This is a genomic window from Stenotrophomonas terrae (assembly GCF_001431465.1).
Taxonomy (GTDB): domain Bacteria; phylum Pseudomonadota; class Gammaproteobacteria; order Xanthomonadales; family Xanthomonadaceae; genus Stenotrophomonas; species Stenotrophomonas terrae.
Map to the genome: position 1 here is coordinate 63746 of NZ_LDJJ01000017.1, position 20557 is coordinate 84302.

Annotated in this window: 13 protein-coding genes; 12 read left to right on the forward strand and 1 reads right to left on the reverse strand. The window is 65.1% G+C overall.

Annotation, left to right across the window (positions count from 1 at the left end; all coding sequences use genetic code 11):
• Nucleotides 1-777 precede the first annotated feature (777 nt).
• Complete coding sequence (locus ABB27_RS06000; protein WP_057627330.1) at nucleotides 778-10182, forward strand: ESPR-type extended signal peptide-containing protein; 9405 nt, start codon at nucleotides 778-780, stop codon at nucleotides 10180-10182.
• A 137-nt stretch (nucleotides 10183-10319) separates the two neighbouring features.
• On the opposite strand, the gene ABB27_RS20425 is transcribed toward ABB27_RS06000, so the two are convergent.
• Nucleotides 10320-10451: a hypothetical protein gene (locus ABB27_RS20425; protein WP_275452862.1), complete on the reverse strand. Its 132-nt coding sequence runs from the start codon at nucleotides 10449-10451 to the stop codon at nucleotides 10320-10322.
• On the opposite strand from ABB27_RS20425, the gene ABB27_RS06005 reads away from it, so the two are divergent.
• From ABB27_RS06005 to ABB27_RS06055, 11 genes are all read left to right on the forward strand, one after another.
• Nucleotides 10450-12222 carry a S8 family serine peptidase gene (locus tag ABB27_RS06005; protein WP_244479153.1) on the forward strand — a complete coding sequence of 591 codons (1773 nt, stop codon included), beginning with the start codon at nucleotides 10450-10452 and terminating at the stop codon, nucleotides 12220-12222. The genes ABB27_RS20425 and ABB27_RS06005 overlap by 2 nt on opposite strands.
• A 123-nt stretch (nucleotides 12223-12345) precedes the next feature.
• Nucleotides 12346-14073 carry a type II secretion system ATPase GspE gene (gspE, locus tag ABB27_RS06010; protein ID WP_057627333.1) on the forward strand — a complete coding sequence of 576 codons (1728 nt, stop codon included), beginning with the start codon at nucleotides 12346-12348 and terminating at the stop codon, nucleotides 14071-14073.
• Between the two features lie 31 nt (nucleotides 14074-14104).
• Nucleotides 14105-15322: a type II secretion system protein XpsF gene (gene xpsF / locus ABB27_RS06015; protein ID WP_057627335.1), complete on the forward strand. Its 1218-nt coding sequence runs from the start codon at nucleotides 14105-14107 to the stop codon at nucleotides 15320-15322.
• A gap of 33 nt (nucleotides 15323-15355) precedes the next feature.
• Nucleotides 15356-15784: a type II secretion system major pseudopilin GspG gene (gene gspG / locus ABB27_RS06020; RefSeq protein ID WP_062169399.1), complete on the forward strand. Its 429-nt coding sequence runs from the start codon at nucleotides 15356-15358 to the stop codon at nucleotides 15782-15784.
• Between the two features lie 5 nt (nucleotides 15785-15789).
• Nucleotides 15790-16302 (forward strand): type II secretion system protein XpsH, encoded by a 513-nt coding sequence (gene xpsH / locus ABB27_RS06025; protein ID WP_057627340.1) that lies wholly within the window; start codon nucleotides 15790-15792, stop codon nucleotides 16300-16302.
• The gene (xpsI, locus tag ABB27_RS06030; RefSeq protein ID WP_057627342.1) at nucleotides 16299-16691 is read left to right on the forward strand and encodes a type II secretion system protein XpsI; all 393 of its coding nucleotides are present in this window, start codon (nucleotides 16299-16301) and stop codon (nucleotides 16689-16691) included. Before xpsH ends, xpsI begins: the two co-directional genes overlap by 4 nt.
• A complete protein-coding gene (locus tag ABB27_RS06035; protein ID WP_057627345.1) occupies nucleotides 16688-17329 on the forward strand; it encodes a prepilin-type N-terminal cleavage/methylation domain-containing protein in 642 nt (213 codons plus the stop codon). Before xpsI ends, ABB27_RS06035 begins: the two co-directional genes overlap by 4 nt.
• Complete coding sequence (locus ABB27_RS06040; RefSeq protein WP_057627347.1) at nucleotides 17326-18180, forward strand: type II secretion system minor pseudopilin; 855 nt, start codon at nucleotides 17326-17328, stop codon at nucleotides 18178-18180. Before ABB27_RS06035 ends, ABB27_RS06040 begins: the two co-directional genes overlap by 4 nt.
• Nucleotides 18177-19304: a PilN domain-containing protein gene (locus tag ABB27_RS06045; RefSeq protein ID WP_057627350.1), complete on the forward strand. Its 1128-nt coding sequence runs from the start codon at nucleotides 18177-18179 to the stop codon at nucleotides 19302-19304. The genes ABB27_RS06040 and ABB27_RS06045 overlap by 4 nt, the downstream gene beginning before the upstream one ends.
• Nucleotides 19279-19887 (forward strand): type II secretion system protein GspM, encoded by a 609-nt coding sequence (gene gspM / locus ABB27_RS06050; protein ID WP_057627352.1) that lies wholly within the window; start codon nucleotides 19279-19281, stop codon nucleotides 19885-19887. The genes ABB27_RS06045 and gspM overlap by 26 nt, the downstream gene beginning before the upstream one ends.
• The gene (locus ABB27_RS06055; protein WP_057627354.1) at nucleotides 19877-20548 is read left to right on the forward strand and encodes a hypothetical protein; all 672 of its coding nucleotides are present in this window, start codon (nucleotides 19877-19879) and stop codon (nucleotides 20546-20548) included. The genes gspM and ABB27_RS06055 overlap by 11 nt, the downstream gene beginning before the upstream one ends.
• Nucleotides 20549-20557: the final 9 nt, after the last annotated feature.

Consider the following 20557-nt stretch of genomic DNA (forward strand, 5'->3'; position numbering starts at 1 on the left):
GACAGAGTTGTTCGTCATGAAAAAACCAAGATGGGTTTCCCAGAACAGCGCTTTTTTTCGCTGTAACCGCTGATTTCAGGGGTCAGTAGAAAACTTGACGTTCAAAACACAGCGCTCTGAAACTCGCGCCGCTCTACAGGCACCGCTGCATGTCGCAGTGAGCTGCCGACGACGGGTGTGAGCCGAGGAGGACGTTGGAATCTAGGGCCCGTCGTTTTGGTGTGATGTGCCATCAATTTGACGCATTGCTGAAGTGCTTGACCTGGCTGGCGTGAGCGGGGACGCCAGCCAGCGCACTCGGCTTTGCTGCAACGCAACTGTTGCGGCTGTCGCCCGGGGAATGATCGAACCGCCCTGGAAATTTTCTGAAAAGCCTTGGGAAGCCCATGCCGCAAGGTTCGTGGGCTTTTTTTGTTTGCTTCGGCGGTGCCTGGCCTGCCGGGGTGCCCGGTAGTGCCGAGAGGCCTAGGCAACTGTTTCAGAAGAAATTTTTTGCAAAATCTCATCGATTTGAGAGATTTGTGAAGTTCCTCTCATAACGTCACTTTTTAGCCAAAAGTTTGACGAATCATGAATCGTCGATTAAGACTCCATCCATCCCGTAGTCGCCCGACAGGTATGGAACCAGGGGGGTAGACCGCGACAGGCGTGAGCCTCACGTGCCCAGCTGTACCGGGACCGGGACCACAACACCACAGGGGGATCGTTGGGCGCGTACCGCTCATCGATGGCGCGTTTATGCAAGGAAAAAACCCGTCCACTTGAGGAGCAGCAGCGATGAACCGGATCTACCGCAAGGTATGGAACAAGGCATTGGGGCAGTTGGTGGTGGCGTCGGAGTTGGCATCGTCCAGCTCGGCCGGTGTGGTCATGGATGAACGGCATAGCGCCGGGTTACGCCTGCAGGCCTTGTCGGTTGCCGTTGCGTTGGGTCTAGGAGCAAGTGCCTGGGTAAGCGCAGCCCAGGCACAGTCGGTGGAAGTGGGTGGCAACGCGCAGTGCCTGGTGGTTGGCAGCGCGACGCTGGTGGATTGCGCCATCGCCAACAGTGCCGATGCATCGGGCAACAACGCCGTCGCCATCGGCGCCGGTACGCTTGCATCCGCCGATGGCAGCGTGGCATTGGGTGCAGGCTCGGTGGCTGATCGCGCCAACACCGTGTCGGTGGGTTCGGCCGGCAACGAACGGCAGATCAGCAACGTCGCTGCCGGTACTGCGGGCACCGACGCAGTCAACCTGGACCAGCTCAACGCGGTTGCCGAGGGCGCCGCGCTGACCGGCCGCTATTTCAAGGCCAATGGCGCTGCCGATGGCAGCGATGACGCGGTGGCCAGTGGCGCCGGCGCGATGGCGGCAGGTGTTGGTTCGCAGGCAAGCGGCGTGGAGAGCACCGCAGTTGGCAACAACAACGTTGCCGCCGGTGATTACTCCAGCGCTGTCGGTTACGTGAACACCGCCAACGGCGAGAACAGCTCGGCGTTCGGCAATTTCAACCAGGTCGATGGCAGCAACAGCAGCGCCTTCGGCTCGGGCAACCTGGTCGATGGTGCCAATGCCATCGCGCTGGGCAGCAACAGCATTGCCAGTGGTGAGGGCAGCATCGTGATCGGCGATGGCGCATACGCGGCGGCCGACGATGCCACTGCGGTGGGCTCGGGCAGCGTCGCCAGCGAACTGGGCAGCACGGCAGTGGGTAGCGCTGCCGAAGCCTCGGGTGCCTATGCCACCGCGCAGGGCAGTCAGGCAGTTGCCGCCGGCCAGCAGGCAACGGCCAGCGGCTTCCGTGCCGATGCCAGTGGCCGTGGTACCACCGCAGTGGGCAGCTATAGCGCCGCCTCCGGTGATCTGGCCTCGGCCTTCGGTTATGGCGCTGACGCCAGTGGCGACTACGGTGTTGCGATGGGTCTGGGCGCTTCGGCCTCGGGCGTCAGCACCACGGCGGTGGGTGAATCTGCCATCGCCTCGGGTGAGGAATCCACCGCCGTTGGCGGCACCACCTTCGGCGGCTTCATCAGCACCGAGGCCTCGGGTACCGGCGCGTCGGCGTTCGGCAACGGGGCCTGGGCGCTGGGCGAGTACGCCACCGCGATTGGCTTCAACAGCTGGGCCGATGCCGACAATTCCACTGCGCTGGGGCAAAGCGCCACTGCCGCAGCAGCCAATAGTGTTGCCATCGGCGCCAACTCCTTCAACGATCGCGAAAACACCGTGTCGGTCGGTGACGTCGGCAGCGAACGGCAGATCACCAATGTCGCTGCCGGCACCGAAGACACCGATGCGGTGAACAAGGCGCAGCTGGATGCAGTGGCCACGGTTGCCGAGAACACCAGCAAGTATTTCCAGGCCACGGGTAGCGCTGACAGCGATGCAGGCGCCTATGCCGAGGGCGATGCGGCAACTGCCGCAGGCGAGGCCAGCAATGCGATTGGCGATGGTGCGTCCGCGTACGGCAACGGCGCCAACGCACTGGCCAACGGCGCCACCGCGGTAGGCCAGAATGCGCTGGCCACCGGCCAGAACAGTGCAGCGTTCGGCCAGAACGCCGAAGCCACCGGCCCGGCCGCTGTGGCCCTTGGCGGCAACGCGGTGGACGAGAACGGCAATGCGTTGATCACCTTCGGCGGCCAGCCGGTTACCACCGGCGCCACCAGTGCTGCTGTCGGCGGCACCGCCGTCGGCGCCAGCGCCAGTGCCGAGGGTTTTGCGGCAACCGCCGCGGGCGTGGGTGCCTTCGCCCAGGGCGCGCAATCCTCGGCGTTTGGCGCGGTTGCCAATGCCACGGGCGACTACAGCACCTCGGTCGGCACGCAGAGTGCGGCATCGGGTACCAGCAGTGTGGCCATTGGTGGCCCTGCCGATTTGATTCCGGGCCTCGGCTTCTTTGTCGATACGCAGGCCAGCGGCGAGGTTTCGACCGCGGTTGGTGCCGGCGCGATTGCATCGGGTGACTACTCACTGGCCTCCGGTGCCTTGAGTGAGGCCTCGGGCAGTGAAGCCACGGCGGTGGGCTACTTCGCCTATGCGCCGGGCAACAATGCCAGCGCGCTGGGCGCTGAAAGCTGGGCCAGCGGCGCCAACAGCACGGCGGTGGGCTTTTACAGCACCAGTCGCGGCGCCGACAGCACCGCACTGGGTGCAAACGCAACGGCAGCGGCGACCAACAGCGTCGCCCTGGGCGCAGGCTCGCTGGCGGATCGTGCCAACAGCGTATCGGTGGGTGATGTCGGCGCTGAGCGGCAGATCACCAATGTCGCTGCAGGTAGCGAAGGCACCGACGCGGTGAACGTGGATCAGCTCAATGCCGCTGCTGAAGGTGCGTTGCTGGCCGGGCGTTACTTCAAGGCCAATGGTGCAGCTGATGGCAGCGATGATGCGGTCGCCAGCGGTGAGGGTGCCACTGCAGCCGGTGTTGGTTCGCAGGCCAGTGGCGCGCAGAGCACGGCAGTGGGCAGCTACAACCTGGCTGCGGGGGATTATTCCAGCGCGGTCGGTTACGTCAACACTGCCAATGGCAGCAACAGCTCGGCGTTCGGCAACTTCAACCAGGTCGACGGCGCGAACAGCAGCGCATTTGGCTTTGCCAATCTTGTCGATGGTGAAAATGCCATTGCCTTGGGCAGCAACAGCGTTGCCAGCGGCGAAAGCAGCATCGTGATCGGTAACGGTGCCAGCGCACTGGCCAGTGGTGCCGCCGCCATCGGCAGGAACGCAGTGGCCAGTGGCCAGAACGCAGCTGCTTTCGGCCAGAACGCGCAGGCCATCGGCCCGGGCGCGGTGGCGGTGGGTGGCAATGCGGTGGATGAAAATGGCGATCCGCTGATCAACGTGGGTGGTGAGCCGGTGCAGACCGGTGCCACCAGCGCCGGCGTCGGCGGTACCGCGCTCGGTGCCAGTGCCAATGCAGAAGGCTTTGCATCTACCGCCAGTGGTGTGGGCGCGTATGCCAAGGGCGATCAGTCCACCGCCAGTGGTGCGGTGGCCAATGCACTGGGTAACTACAGCACCGCGACCGGCTCGCAGAGCTATGCCGAAGGGGCGGGTACCACGGCAGTTGGCTTCAATGCCGCCGCCTATGAAGATGGCAACGTCGCGGTGGGGCGCAATGCATCCGCACTGGGTCAAGGCAGCCTCGCGATCGGCGATGGTGCCGAGACCGGCTTCGGTTTCTTCGGCATCGGCGCCACCAACGCGGTGGCGATCGGCAGTGGCAGCTGGGCCTTCGGTGACGATGCGACTGCAGTAGGCGCCAATGCCTGGGGCTTCGGGCAGCAGAGCACCGCGTTAGGCGCGGGTGCGCAGGCTGGTGCCAGCAACTCGGTGGCCTTGGGTGCCGGGTCGGTGGCCGATCGCGACAACAGCGTGTCGGTCGGCGATGTGGGTGCCGAACGGCAGATCACCAATGTTGCTGCAGGTACCGAAGCCACCGATGCCGTCAACAAGGGTCAGTTGGATGAAGTGACCGGCTCGACCAAGTACTTCGCTGCCACTGGCAGTGCCGACAGCGACGCCGGTGCCTATGCCGAAGGTGACAACGCCACAGCATCGGGTGAAGCCACCAATGCGATCGGTAACGGCGCGTCCGCGTATGGCAGCGGTGCCAACGCACTGGCGGACAACGCCACTGCTCTGGGCACCAATGCACTGGCCACGGGTGAGGGCAGTATCGCGCTGGGCTTGAATGCCAGCGCCGCCAACCCGAACAACATCGCCATCGGTACCGATGCGACCACGTCGCAAGGGGGCTTGTTGGCCATTGGTGCTGGTGCCAGTGCTCAAGGCCTGTTTGCAGCAGCCATCGGTGCTGACGCGCAGGCGGCGGGGCTGGCGGCAACCGCCATCGGCAACTCGGCCTGGGCCACCGGGCGTGAGTCCACCGCAGTTGGTTTTGCGGCTACCGCCGATGCATGGCAAGCCGTCGCCGTGGGCAGCGGTGCATACGCAACCTTCTTTGGCACCGCTGTGGGTACCTCGGCGCAGGCCGCGGAAGTGGCTACCGCCGTGGGTCAGAACGCCATTGCTGGCATTGCCGGCGCCGCCTTCGGTGTGCAGACGCGGGCGGGTGAGGGCGGCGTGGCGGTGGGTAACAACGCCGCCACCGGCCAGATGGGCGTGGCCGTCGGTACCAACTCACTGGCAGGCCAGGACTTCTACAGCGTCACCGCAGGCAGCAACACCACTGCGGTGGGTGCCGAAGCTTGGGCAACCGAGGATGGCGCTACGGTCGTGGGCTATAACAGCTACGCACAGGCAGTGAATGGCACGGTGCTGGGCTCCAATGCCTGGACCAGCAAGGATGCCGAGAACAGTGTGGCACTGGGTGCAGGTTCCTTCGCCGACCGGGCCAACACGGTATCTGTCGGTGCGGCCCAGGAGTGGACGGACGCGGCCGGTGTGACCCACGCGGCCATTGACCGCCAGCTCACCAATGTTGCTGCAGGTACCGAAGGCACCGACGCGGTGAACGTGGATCAGCTCAACGCCGCTGCTGAAGGCGCATTGCTGGCCGGACGTTACTTCAAGGCCAATGGTGCCGCTGATGGCAGCGATGATGCGGTTGCCAGCGGTGAGGGTGCCACTGCAGCCGGTGTTGGTTCGCAGGCCAGTGGCGCGCAGAGCACGGCGGTGGGCAGCTACAACGTGGCCGCCGGTGACTACTCCAGTGCGGTGGGTTACGTGAACACCGCCAATGGCAGCAACAGTTCGGCGTTCGGCAACTTCAATCAGGTCGATGGCGAAAACAGCAGTGCATTCGGCATGGCCAACCTGGTGGATGGCGCCAACGCCATTGCCTTGGGCAGCAACAGCGTGGCCAGCGGTGACGGCAGCGTGGTAATCGGCGATGCGGCCTTGGCCGCTGCCGATGATGCGGTAGCCGTGGGGTCGGGCAGTACCGCCAGTGGCGACAGCAGTACCGCTGTCGGTGCCGGTGCCGAGGCATCGGGTGCATATGCCACCGCGCAGGGTGCACAGGCAGTGGCATCCGGCCAGCAGGCGCTTGCAAGCGGCTTCCGTGCCGAGGCCAGTGGGCGCGGTACTACTGCCCTGGGCAGCTACAGCATTGCATCCGGTGACCTGGCTTCTGCGGTGGGTTATGGCGCCGAAGCAACCGGTGACTACGGTGTTGCGATGGGCCTGGCAGCATCGGCATCCGGCGCCAGCACCACGGCGGTCGGTGAGTCGGCGATTGCATCGGGTGATGAGGCAACCGCCGTCGGTGGCACCACGTTTGGTGGTTTGATCAGCACTGAAGCTTCCGGTACCGGTGCCTCCGCATTTGGTAACGGGGCCTGGGCGCTGGGCGAATACGCAACGGCGATCGGCTTCAACAGCTGGGCAGACGCAGATGATTCCACTGCGCTGGGCCAAAGTGCGGTTGCCGCTGCTGCCAACAGCGTGGCCTTGGGTGCCAACTCCTGGGCTGATCGCGACAACACGGTGTCGGTGGGTGATGTCGGTGCCGAGCGTCAGATCACCAATGTTGCCGCAGGCACCGAAGGGACCGATGCAGTCAACAAGAACCAGCTGGATGAAGTGGCTGCCGTGGCCGAGACCACCAGCAAGTACTTCAAGGCCACTGGCAGTGACGACAGTGATGCCGGTGCCTACGCGGAAGGTGACAACGCCACCGCCTCCGGTGAGGCCAGCAATGCCATCGGCAACGGTTCCTCTGCTTACGGCAGCGGCGCCAACGCAATTGCTGATGGTGCGACCGCAGTCGGCATGAACGCCCTGGCCAGTGGCCAGAACGCAGCAGCCTTCGGCCAGAACGCACAGGCCCTGGGCCCGGGCGCGGTGGCGGTGGGCGGCAATGCGGTTGATGAAAATGGCGATCCGCTGATCAACGTCGGCGGCGAGCCGGTGCAGACCGGTGCCACCAGTGCGGGTGTCGGCGGTACCGCGCTGGGTGCCAGCGCCAATGCCGAGGGCTTTGCGTCTACCGCCAGCGGTGTGGGGGCTTATGCCAAGGGCGATCAGTCCACTGCAAATGGTGCAGTGGCCAATGCACTGGGCAACTACAGCACCGCGACCGGCTCGCAGAGCTACGCAGAAGGTGCTGGGACCACGGCGGTCGGTTTCAACGCCGCCGCCTATGAAGACGGCAATGTCGCCGTCGGTCGCAATGCATCTGCGCTGGGCGAAGGTAGCCTGGCGATTGGTGATGGTGCCGAGACCGGCTTTGGTTTCTTCGGCATCGGTGCCGCCAATGCGGTGGCGATCGGCAGCGGCAGCTGGGCCTTCGGTGACGATTCAACTGCGCTAGGTGCCAATGCCTGGGCGTTCGCGCCGCAGTCCACGGCCATTGGTAGCGGTGCTGAAGCAGGCGCAGCCAATTCGGTGGCTCTGGGTGCGGGATCGGTAGCCGGCCGCGACAACAGTGTGTCGGTGGGCGATGTCGGTGCCGAACGGCAGATCACCAATGTCGCTGCGGGTACCGAAGGCACTGATGCGGTCAACAAGGACCAGTTGGATGAAGTGGCAGCCGTGGCGGCAGAAGGGCAGACCACCAGCAAGTACTTCAAGGCTACCGGCAGTGCCGACAGTGATGCCGGTGCCTATGCGGAAGGTGACAACGCCACCGCTTCCGGTGAGGCAAGCAACGCCATCGGCAACGGTGCCTCTGCCTACGGCAGCGGTGCCAACGCCATCGCTGATGGCGCGACCGCAGTGGGCATGAACGCCCTTGCCAGTGGCCAGAACGCAGCAGCCTTCGGCCAGAACGCACAGGCCCTGGGCCCGGGCGCGGTGGCGGTGGGTGGCAATGCGGTTGATGAAAATGGCGATCCGCTGATCAACGTCGGCGGCGAGCCGGTGCAGACCGGTGCCACCAGCGCGGGTGTCGGCGGTACCGCGCTGGGTGCCAGCGCCAATGCCGAGGGCTTTGCGTCTACCGCCAGCGGTGTGGGGGCTTATGCCAAGGGCGATCAGTCCACTGCAAATGGTGCAGTGGCCAATGCACTGGGCAACTACAGCACCGCGACCGGCTCGCAGAGCTACGCAGAAGGTGCTGGGACCACGGCGGTCGGTTTCAACGCCGCCGCCTATGAAGACGGCAATGTCGCCGTCGGTCGCAATGCATCTGCGTTGGGCGAAGGCAGCCTGGCGATCGGTGATGGTGCCGAGACCGGCTTTGGCTTCTTCGGTATCGGTGCCGCCAATGCGGTGGCGATCGGTAGCGGCAGCTGGGCCTTCGGTGACGATGCAACCGCGGTAGGTGCCAACGCCTGGGCGTTCGGACAGCAGTCCACTGCGGTGGGTAGTGGTGCTGAAGCAGGCTCGGCCAATTCGGTGGCCTTGGGTGCCGGTTCGGTAGCCAGTCGCGCCAACAGCGTATCGGTAGGTGATGTCGGGGCTGAGCGGCAGATCACCAACGTCGCCGCGGGTACCGAGGACACCGATGCGGTCAACAAGTCACAGCTGGATGCCGTGGCCGATGTCGCCGGCGAAACCAACAAGTACTTCCAGGCAAGCGGTGACGATGTAGCCACTGCCAGCGGCAGCAATGCAGTGGCCTCGGGTTCGGCGGCTGTTGCCAGTGCCGAGCGCAGTACTGCCCTGGGTACGGCCAGCACCGCAAGTGCGACCGGTGCGACCGCCGTGGGCGCCGATGCATCGGCACGTGCGGCCAACAGCACCGCGCTCGGTCGGCAGACCTCGATCACCGCGACCAACGGTGTGGCCATCGGCTACGGCGCCTTCGCCAGCAATGGGGTCAACAGCGTGGCCATCGGTGCCGGTGCAGGTGTATCCGGCGCCAACTCGGTGGCCTTGGGTGCAGGCTCGCGTGCGGTGGAAGCGAACGTGGTGTCGGTGGGTGGCGGTAATGGCACCAACGGACCTGCCACCCGCCGCATCGTCAATGTGGGGGCCGGGCGCATTGCCGAAGGCAGCAGCGATGCGGTGACTGGTGGCCAGCTGCATGTCACCAACCAGCGCGTCGGCGCGGTTGAAACCCGCGTCACCGATATCGATGGCCGTATCGGCAGCATCGAAGGCGTCACCGCCAATGCGGTGACCTATGACGATGCCAACCGCGACAGCTTGACCCTTAGCGGTGCACAGGGAACGACAGTAGGCAATGTGGCAGCAGGTGCCATCGCCGCAGGCAGCATGCAGGCGATCAATGGCGGCCAGTTGTTCCAGTCGCTGGGCAATATGGCCAGCTTCCTTGGTGGTGGTGCGGGTATCGGCATGCAGGGGATGTTTGTCGCCCCGACCTATGTCATCCAGGGTGCCAGCTACAACAACGTGGGCGCCGCGTTGTCGGCACTGGATGGACAGGTCACTTCCATCAACAACCGCATTGCCAGCAATGGAAATGGCAACGGCAATGGCAACGGCAACGGCAACGGCAACGGCAACGGCAATGGCAATGGCAATGGCAACGGCAACGGCAATGGCAATGGTCCGCGCGGAGGCAGTACTCCCGCTGTTGCCAGTACCAATGGCGTAGCACTGGGTGATCAGGCCAAGGCCAATAATGTTGCCGGTAGCGCGATTGGCAACGGCAGCTACGCACATGGCCCCAATGACACCGCCATCGGCAGCAATTCCCGTGTCGATGCTGACGGCAGCACCGCGGTGGGTGCCAATACGCATATCACCGCGGCAGCTACCAATGCGGTTGCAATGGGCGAAGGGGCAACGGTCAGTGTTGCCTCGGGTACGGCAATTGGCCAGGGCTCCAGCGTTACCGCAAACGGCGCGGTTGCCCTGGGCCAGGGCTCGGTGGCTGACCGCGCCAATACCGTATCGGTAGGCAACGTGGGGGCCGAGCGCCAGATCACCAATGTCGCTGCCGGCACCCAGGCCACGGATGCGGTCAACAAGGGCCAGCTGGATAGCGGCATCACCTCGGCCAACAGCTACACCGATACCAAGTTCCGCAGCATGGCCGACAGCTTCGACGTGTTCCGCGGTGATATCGACAAGCGTCTGCGCCACGTCGATCGCCGCCTTGACCGTCAGGGCGCGATGAGTGCGGCCATGTTGAACATGGCCACCAGTGCCGCCGGTGTGCGCACCCAGAACCGGGTGGGCGTGGGTGTGGGTTACCAGGGCGGCGAATCGGCACTGTCGTTGGGCTACCAGCGGGCGATCAGTGACCGTGCCACCGTCACTCTGGGCGGTGCATTCACCAGCGATGACAGCTCGGTGGGTGTGGGCGCCGGTTTCGGCTGGTAAGACGATAGTCAGACGCCCCCGCCTGCTGCGGCGGGGGCGGCCAGGTTCATGGTCAGTGGCTGTGCTGCCCCCGCAGCGCACCCGCTGCGAGCCAGGACGGCGAAGCAGTGCAGCGTTGAGGTTCCATCCCTGTTCCATCAAGACGAGAGATCCGACATGAAGAAGAAGAACCAGCTTGGTTTGGCGATTGCCGGTGCCGTACTGTTGACTTCGATCGGCGTGCCCGCCGCATCTGCTGCAGAAATTGGACCTGCAAAAGTAGTTGGCATGAGTTCGTCCGCTGTGGACAACAGCGGCGGTTATCGGTTCGTGGTCAAGTACCGTGCCGGTGCCAGCGAGCTGCGCGATACCGCAGCCGCCAATCGGGGCCTGGGTGCAGCGGCATCGCGCGCCGGCCTGGATCGCACCGTCGCCAAGACCGCGCGCGCCGCAGCGCAGCCGGCGGTACAGGCGGCACTGCTGCGCCGCATGGGCACGCCGGGTTGGACCGTGGTCAAGACTTCGCGCGCGCTCAATGCACAGGAAGCGGCGGATTTCGTCCGCGAGCTGAAGGCCAATCCCGCAGTGGAGAGCGCCAGCATCGATCGCATGTACCAGCGCATGGTTGATGTAGCGCCTTCAATGACCCCGACCGATCCAAACTATGCGCAGTACCAGTGGAACTTCTTCAATGCCACCTCCGGCGTGCGTGCACCGCAGGCATGGGATATCTCGCAGGGTGAGGGCGTGGTGGTGGCGGTGATTGATACCGGCATCGTGCAGGACAACCCGGATCTGCAGAACAACGTCATTCCCGGTTACGACATGATCAGCGACAAGCGCGTTTCGCGCCGCGCCACCGATGATCGGGTTGCCGGTGGCTGGGATCTGGGCGACTGGATCGAAACCAATTACTGCACCGGCTGGGCAACCAGTGACCCACATCCGGCCGACGTCAGTTCCTGGCACGGCAGCCACGTGTCCGGCACGGTCGCCCAGGAGACCAACAACGGCAAGGGTCTGGCGGGCCTGGCCTACAAGGCCAAGGTGATGCCAATCCGCGTGCTCGGTTCCTGCGGCGGCTTTGGTAGCGACATCTCCGACGGTATCGTCTGGGCCGCAGGTGGCGAGGTGCCGGGGTTGCCGCTCAACACCAATCCTGCCGAAGTGATCAACATGAGCCTGGGCAGTGGTTCCCCCTCGAGCTGTCCGACCGAATACCAGGAGGCGATTGACCTGGCCAACAGCAAGGGCGCCATCGTGGTGGTGGCTGCCGGCAATGACAATGCCAACGCAGCCACTTACACGATGTCCTCGTGCAACAACGTGATCAGCGTGGGGGCCACCGGTGTCGCCGGTGGCCGTGCCTACTACTCCAACTATGGTGCGCGCGTGGACCTGTCTGCGCCGGGCGGTGGTGGCGCCGGTGATGGCAACCCGAATGGCTATATCTGGCAGGTGATTAATGGTGCCGACCAGAGCCCGGAAGCCGGCAACTGGATCCTGGGCGGCATGGGTGGCACATCGATGGCATCGCCACATGTTGCGGCTGCGGTAGCCATGGTGCAGAGCGTTGTCGACACGCCGTTGACCCTGAACCAGATGCGCGACCTGCTCAAGAGCACCGCCACGCCGTTCCCGGTGGCGATCCCGGCCTCAACCCCGATCGGCGCCGGCATCCTCAACATCAATGCCGCCTTGGTGAAGGCGACCGAGCCGCCCTGCGATCCGAATGTCGAGCAATGTGGCCCGGATGCAACACCGCTGGTCAACAAGGTTGCAGTGACCGGCCTTGCTGGCAGCGGCGGCAGCGAAGTGGTGTACAGCTTCGAAGCCGAAGCCGGCAAGGTACTGACCTTCATGACCTACGGCGGCAGCGGTGACGTCTCGATGTACGTCAGCTTCAACGCCGTGCCGAGCGCCAGCCAGTCCGATGCCAAGTCCACCCGTGCTGGCAACAGCGAGACGGTGCGCTTCAACAAAGCCCAGGCCGGTACTTACTACGTCACCCTGGTGGGAGCCAGCTCCTACAGCGGCGTGAGTCTGGTTGCACGCCAGTAATTCTGACCGTTGCATCCACTTGGAACCCCGGCATTGCCGGGGTTCTTTTTGCATGGAATGCGTGTTCATGTGCACGTCCTGACAGCATGAACTGTTAAAGTTCGGCCAACACAGGAGGATTGCGTGAACGCGGTAGCCCACGACACCCAACTTGCGCCATCCCCTGCCGAGCTTGTCATCAACGAGCTGCTGGCTCAGGGCCGGCTGAAAGAGGCCGATCTGCAACGCGCCCGCCAGTTGCAGCGCGAGTCCGGCGGCGACCTGCTGGTGTTGCTGGCGCGTCTGGGGTTGGTGTCCGAACGCGATCACGCCGAGGCCTGTGCAAAAGTATTGGGGCTGCGTCTGATCGCAGCACGTGAATTGCCGGAGCACCCGCCCGAGCTGGTGGAAGGTGCCGAGCCGGTGCCGTTGCGTTTCCTCAAACAATTCCTGGTGCTGCCGCTGGGCGAGCAGCGCGGCCGTATCCTGCTATGGATGGCTGATCCGCAGGATGGCTATGCTTGCGATGCGATTAGTCTGGCCACCGGCTGCGACGTCACCCCGGTGGTGGGAGTGCGCAGTGAAGTGGACGAGCTGATCGAGCGCTGGTACGGGCAGGGCCGCAGCGCGATGGGCACCATCCTGGAAACCGCTGATGGTGAGCTGGCGCCCGTCGATGACATCGAACACTTGCGTGACCAGGCGTCTGAAGCGCCGGTCATCCGCCTGGTCAACCTGTTGATCCAGCGTGCGGTAGAGCTGCGTGCATCGGACATCCATGTCGAGCCGTTCGAGAGCCGGCTGAAGGTGCGTTACCGCATCGATGGCGTGCTGGTCGATGGCGAAAGCCCGCCGGTAAATCTCACCGCCGCGGTGATCAGCCGCATCAAGATCATGGCCAAGCTCAATATCGCCGAGCGTCGCTTGCCGCAGGATGGCCGCATCATGCTGCGGGTGCAGGGCAAGGAGCTGGACCTGCGCGTGAGCAGCATGCCCACCGCGCACGGCGAAAGTGTGGTGATGCGTCTGCTCGACCGCGAAGCGGTGGTGTTTGATTTCCAGCGGCTGGGCTTCGACGAGGCGTTCCTGCCGCAGTTCCGCAAAGTGCTGGAACAACCGCACGGCATCCTGCTGGTGACCGGCCCAACAGGTTCGGGCAAGACCACCACGCTGTACACCGCGTTGAGCCAACTCAACACCGACAAGGTCAAGATCATCACCGTTGAAGACCCGGTCGAATACCAGCTCGAAGGCATCAACCAGATCCAGGCCAAGCCGCAGATCGGGCTGGATTTCGCCAACGCCCTGCGCAGCATCGTCCGCCAGGATCCGGACATCATCATGATCGGCGAAATGCGCGACCTGGAAACCGCGCGCATCGCCATCCAGTCCGCGCTGACCGGTCACCTGGTGCTGTCCACCCTGCATACCAACAACGCTGCCGGCGGCATCACCCGCCTGCTCGACATGGGCGTGGAAGACTACCTGCTCACCTCCACCATCAACGGCATCCTTGCCCAGCGCCTGGTGCGCCGGCTGGAGCCTACGCATGCAGTGCGCTACCGCGCATCGGATGAGGAGATCGAACGCTTCGGCCTGCGCCGTTTCCAGCCGCAGGGCGATATCCATCTTTACCGCGCGCAGCCATCGGCGCAGGCACCTACCGGCTACCTCGGCCGCACCACCATCGTTGAATTCCTGGTGATGGATGACAGCCTGCGCAACGCAGTGATGCGCAAGGCCGGCATGGGCGAGATTGAACAGCTGGCCCGCAAGGCCGGCATGCGCACCATGTACGAGGACGGCATTGCCAAGGCCTTGCGCGGCCAGACAACACTGGAAGAGGTGTTGCGGGTAACGGAGGACGCATGAGCCATCACCTGCAATTGGACGGACGCCGTTGATGGCGCGCTACCGTTACAAGGCACTGGATGCCCGTGGCGAGTTGTTGCAAGGGCAGATGGACGCGGCCAGCGAGGCCGAGGTGATCACCCGCCTGCAGGAGCAGGGGCACTTGCCGGTCGAGGCTCGCCCGGCAACCGGTTCGGCCTTTGAAGGCGGCAGCTGGAAGCAATGGCGGCAGCGTCCATTCGCCGGTGCCACGCTGGTCCAGTTCACCCAACAGCTGGCGACCCTGCTTGGTGCCGGCCAGCCTTTGGACCGGGCGCTGTCGATCCTGATGGAAACGCCCGAAGACGCCCGTTCGCAACGGGTGATCGCCGATATCCGTGACAGCGTGCGCGGCGGTGCACCGCTGTCGCAGGCGCTTGAGCGCCAGCATGGTCTGTTCTCGCGTCTGTACGTGAACATGGTGCGTGCCGGTGAGGCCGGCGGCAGCCTGCATGAAACCCTGCAACGCCTGGCCGATTACCTGGAGCGCAGCCAGGAGTTGAAGGGCAGGGTGATCAACGCCTTGATCTACCCGGCCATCCTGCTGGTGGTGGTGGGCTTGGCCTTGCTGTTCCTGCTTGGCTACGTGGTGCCGCAGTTCGCCTTGATGTACCAAAGCCTGGACGTCACCTTGCCGTGGTTTACCCGGCTGGTGCTGGAAGCGGGCCTGCTGGTGCGCAAGGGCTGGCTGGTATTCATCGTGGTGCCGGCCTTGCTGCTGCTGTGGGGCGAGCGCAAGCGCCGTGATCCGGTGTTCCGGCTCGGCTTTGATACCTGGTTGTTGAAGCGGCCGATGGCCGGTGGGCTGGTGGCCAAGCTCGAAACCGCGCGCCTGGCCCGCACCCTGGGCACCTTGCTGCGCAACGGCGTACCGCTGCTGTCTGGCCTGGGCATCGCCCGCAACGTGCTGGGCAACCGCGCCTTGATTGGTGATGTCGGCGAAGCCGCCGAGGCGGTGAAGAATGGTGCCGGGCTGGCCTCGTCGCTGGGGCGCGGTGGTCGCTTCCCACGGCTGGCCCTGCAGATGATCCAGGTGGGCGAGGAATCCGGCACGCTGGAAACCATGCTGCTGAAAACCGCCGATACCTTCGAGCAGGAAAGCGCCCGTGCCATCGACCGGATGTTGGCGGCGCTGGTGCCGGTGATCACGTTGTTGCTGGCGTCGGTGGTGGGCATGGTCATCGTTGCGGTGCTGGTGCCCCTGTATGACCTGACCAACGCCATTGGTTAACCCGTAACTGTCGCAGACAAGGAAACAAAGCTAATGAGGCGAACCCTGAAACAACCGGTATCACGTGCCCGCCAGGCCGGCATGAGCTTGCTGGAAATCATCATCGTCATCGTGCTGATCGGCGCGGTGCTCACCCTGGTGGGCAGCCGTGTGCTGGGTGGCGCCGACCGTGGCAAGGCCAACCTGGGCAAGACCCAGATCCAGACCCTGGCCAGCAAGGTGGAGAACTACAAACTCGATACCGGCCGCCTGCCGGCCAAGCTGGAAGATCTTTCCAGCCAGCCAAGCGGCGTGGCCGGCTGGCTCGGGCCGTACGCCAAACCGGCCGAGTTCAACGATCCCTGGGGCAACCCGGTGCAGTACCGCGTGCCGGGTGAAGGGCGTCCGTTCGACCTGCTCAGTCTAGGTGCCGACGGCCAGCCCGGTGGCGAAAGCTACAACGCCGACATCCGCTACGAATAGGCCTGATGCTGCTGCCGCGCCTCCCGCTTCCGTTCGATGCCACGCGTGTTGTACCTGCACGACGTAAGGCCATGCGCGGCATGTCGCTGCTGGAAATGGTGCTGGTGCTGGCCCTGGTCGCCGCACTGGCGATGATGGCGGCAATGGCAATGAACGGCGGCATGGATGGCGTGCGCCTGCGTTCGGCCGGCAAGACGCTGGCGGCCGAGCTGCGCTATGCGCGCACCCGGGCGATCAGCACCGGCGTTGCCCAGCAGTTTCATATCAATCCTGGCAACGGCCGCTGGCAGGGCGCAGACGGGCACCATGGTGAGCTGCCGGAAAAGATCAAGGTGCAGTTCACCGGTGCCGGGCAACTGCAGCGCCGCCGCGACGAAGGCGTCATACGCTTTTTCGAGGATGGTGCGTCCAGCGGTGGGCGCATCGAGCTGCGTTCCGGCAAGGCGGTGTGGCGGATCGATGTGGCCTGGATAACCGGCGAAGTAAAAGCCGGCACCCCGCGTGAGAACGCCGGATGAGGCGCCAGCGCGGTTATTCCCTGATCGAAGTGATCGTCGCTTTTGCCTTGCTGGCATTGGCGATGACCTTGTTGCTTGGCAGCCTGTCCGGTGCTGCGCGTCAGGTCAGTTTGGCCGACGGCTACGGCCGTGCCGCGTTGCATGCACAGTCGTTGTTGGCCGTTGCCGGGGTGGAAGCGCCGCTGCGTGCAGGCCGTCAACAAGGCGAATGGGAGCAGGGCCGCTATCAATGGAGCCTGCAGGTTTCGCCTTACATGGAGCCGCGCCAGCAACAGGCACGGCTGTGGTTGCTGGACCTGCAGGTGCGCTGGGGTGAAAGCGCGCAGGAGCAACTGCGCTGGCGCACGCTGCGCTTGCGCGCCAACGCGCCGCTGGAGGCCACACCATGAGGCGTCCAGCGCGGCCGCGCGGTTTCACCCTGATCGAGGTATTGCTGGCCACCGTATTGCTGGCCGCCGGCATGGCGCTGGCGTTTGCCGCGGTGCGCTCGACGCTGGCCATCAGCAGCCGCGGCGAAGCCATCGCCAGTGGCAATGAACGCATGCGCGCTGTCGAAGGTTTTCTGCGCCGCAGGCTGGTCTCGGCCATGCCCTTGCCGCTGCAACGCGATGCGCCCGCCGGCATTGCCGCGGTGTTCACCGGCAGCCAGCAGCAGATGCGCTTTGTCGCCAATGTGCCTGACTACCTCGGGCGCGGTGGACCCTATCTGCATACGCTGGAGGTCAGCGGCAGTGGTGACGGCCAACAGCTGCGGCTGGGTTTGACCCTGCTGCAGGGCGGGCAGCTGCTGGAAGAAAACCCGCCGCGCGGCAGCGAGCTGCTGGCCGATGATCTCAAGCAGGTAAAGCTGCGCTATCGCGGTATCGACCCGAACAGCGGCGCGATGGGGCGTTGGCAGGACAACTGGGACGCACCCGGACGCATGCCGGCGCTGGTCGCCATCGAGATCACCCCTGCGCATGGCCCGGCATGGCCGCCGCTGGTGGTCGCCTTGCCGCAATCCGCCGCTGCAGGGAGTTGGCGATGAAGGCGCGCGGCGCAGCCCTGGTGCTGGTCTTGTGGGTGGTGGCGTTGCTGGCCACCACCATTGCCGCGTTCGCGATGACCGCGCGGGTGGAACACCTGCAGGGCCGGGTGACCGGCGACCTGGCCGGTGGCGAACAGATTGCCCATGCCGGTATCGATTACGCATTGTCGCGGATGCGCGCCACCCCGACCCAGCCCAGTTGGCGTGCCGACGGGCGGCCGTATCGTTGGCGGTTCGATGACCGGGTGGTGGAGCTGCGCATTGTTGATGAGACCGGCAAGGTCGATTTGAACAAGGCCGATCTGAACCTGCTGCAGGCCTTGCTGCGCGGCTTCGAGCTGGCCCCGGACAAGGCCGCAAGGCTGGCTGGCGCCATTGTCGATTGGCGCGACCCGGACGAACTGCTGCAGATTGCCGGTGGCGCGGAGACCGCCGACTATCAGTCCGCCGGCTTGCCCTATGGTGCCAAGAACGCGCCGTTTGACAGCGTCAGTGAGCTGCAGCGCGTACTCGGCATGGATCCGGCACTTTATGCACAGCTGGCGCCGCTGCTGACGGTATACGGTAGCGGCCGGCCCAACCCGCGTTTTGCCCCGGCCGCGGTACTGACCGCGATGGGCATGGATGCGGCCCTGATCATGGCCCAGCGTGAGCGGGAAGACGGCAACGCCGGGATGGGTGAAACTTCGGCTGGCGGGGGCGACAGCGGCACTTATAGTGTGACCAGCAGCGTGCAGTTGGTGGCCGAGCGACAAGCCGTAACCCGCGCGGTGGTGCGTCTGAATCCCGGTGGTGTGGCCGGTGCACCGTATACGGTGCTGCAGTGGGAACAGGGAGCGATGACGAGATGACGGGGTTGCGTGAACGACTGGGGCAGGCAGGTGCACGCATCATGCCGGGCGCTGGCAGCTTCTGGGCCTGGTGGAGCCAGGCACTGCTGTCGTGGCTGCCTGCGCGCTGGCAGGCCTTGCTTGGCGTGTCCGATGCACGCCTGCTGCTGCAGGTGGCGGATGACCAGCTGAGCGTATCGCTGCTGCACGATGGCCAGCGTCAGCCGCTGCAGTCCTTGCCGCTGGGCAGCACGCCGGCGGCGCTGGATGCAGCCTTGCCGCCGCGTGTGGCGAGCTTGCCGCGCTTCGGCCTGCTGCCGGCCAATGCGGTATTGCGCAAGCCGCTGCGCATGCCCGCTGCTGCCGAGCCGCGCCTGCGCGAGGTACTGGGTTTCGAGATAGATCGGCAGACCCCGTTCAATGCCGCGCAGGTGTATTACGACGTGCGCCTGCTGCAACGCCGCGCGGATGGACAACTGGATACCGAGCTGGTGGTGGTACCACGGCAGCGGATTGATGCCTTGCTCAGTCCGGCCGAGGCATGGCAGCAACAGCTCGATGGCATCGATGTGCTCGCTGCCGACGAACAGCCCCTGGGGGTGAACCTGCTGCCGGCAACACTGCGCCGGCAACGGCACGATCCGATGCGCCGGCTCAACCGCGTCCTGCTGGTGGCGGGGCTGGTGATGCTGGTGTTGGCCGCCTGGCAACTATTGGACAACCGCCGTGCGGCTGCCGCACAGCTGTCAGCACAGGTGGATGCCGCTGCCGCGCGCGCGCGCGTCGTGGCGGCGCAGCGGCAGCAACTGCAGGACCTGGTGGATGGCCAGCAGTTCTTTGCCGCACAACGTGCCGCGCAGCCCTCGGCGACGCAGGTCATCAACGAACTCAGCCAGCGCCTGGATGATGCAACCTCGCTGGAGAAACTTTCGATCGAAGCGGGGCGGATGCAGTTGATCGGCATGAGCAGCAGCGCGTCTTCGCTGGTTTCCACCCTGGAAGGCTCCACACTGTGGAAGACGCCGTCGCTGACCGGTGTCCTGCAGACGGGCAACGGCGGCAGCCGCGAACGTTTCACCCTGACCGCGGAACTGCGTGCACCCACCCCGGAGGCTGCCGATGGCACTGCAACCCGCACGCCGTGATCGCTGGTTGGCCTTGGGCCTGTTGTTGGCCGCGCTCGGCATTGTCTATCTGCTGCTGGTGCAGCCGCTGTGGACCGCGCCGATGCAGGCGGTGGATGCGGAAATCGCCGCGTTGCAGGAACGTGAGCAGCGCATCGACATGCAGTTGCGGCAAGCCCCGCAGGTAGCGCAGCGCCTGCAGCAGGCACAGCAGGCGCTGGCCGATCAGCCGGGTTTCATGGCCGAAGCCTCGGTTGAACTGGCCACCTCCAAACTGGTCCAGCGGCTGGAGGAAGCGGCACGCCTGGCCAGCCCGGATCAACGCAGCTGTGCCATCAGTGACCGCTCGCCGTTGCCGGCCGATAGCAGCGGCCGGTTTGTGCGGGTCGCGGTGCAGGCGCGGCTGCGCTGCGGCATGAGCGAGTGGATGCGTGTTCTGCAGACCCTGGAAACCAGCGCGCCACAGCTGCGCGTGGACCGCCTGGACATTCTTGCCGCAGGCATGGGTGAGGGCGGCGGTGGCCTGGACGTGAGTTTTGAACTCAGCGGTTACCTGCGGCCGGGTGTTGTCCCGCCAGCGGCGGAGGTGGCCAATGCGCAATGACGTGGCAGGCCTGAGGACCTGGCTGCTGGCCACCTTTGCCGGCTGGGCCTTGCTGGTGTGGGCCGCGTGCCTGTTTGGCCTTGGCAGCCGCATCGGCGGCGGCAACGCCGCGTTGGACGTGCCGGCCTTGCCGGCAGTGCCGGCGCTGGCGCAGCTGGCCGTTGCCGACAACACCGAGGCCTTGAACCGGCCCTTGTTCGCCAGTGACCGACGCCCGCATCCATTTTTCATTGGCGAAGCCGGCGAACCCGCCGCGGCCAGTGTGCGTTTGACCGGGGTATTGATGGCGCCCGGCCTGGACATGGCCACCTTGACCACGGAGCAGGGCAAATCCCTGCGCCTGCGGCTCGGCGGCGAGGCCCAGGACGGTTGGCAGCTGCTGTCGCTGCAGCCGCGCAGCGCCGTGGTCAGTGGTCCGGCCGGCACGCTCAATCTGGAGCTGCAGGTGTTCAGCGGTGGCCCCAAGCCGCCGCTGGAAGCGGGCGCGGCAGCGGCCAATGTGCCGCCGCCTGCGCTGCCCATTGCCGCGCCGCCGCCAGCGGCAGCGGACCCTGCTTCGCCATCGGCTGATCAGATCAAGGCGATCCGTGATCGCATCCAGGCCCGCCGTCGGCAGGCACAACAGAATCAGAACGGCCGCTCCGGCAGCCAGAACCCGTAGAGTGAAGGT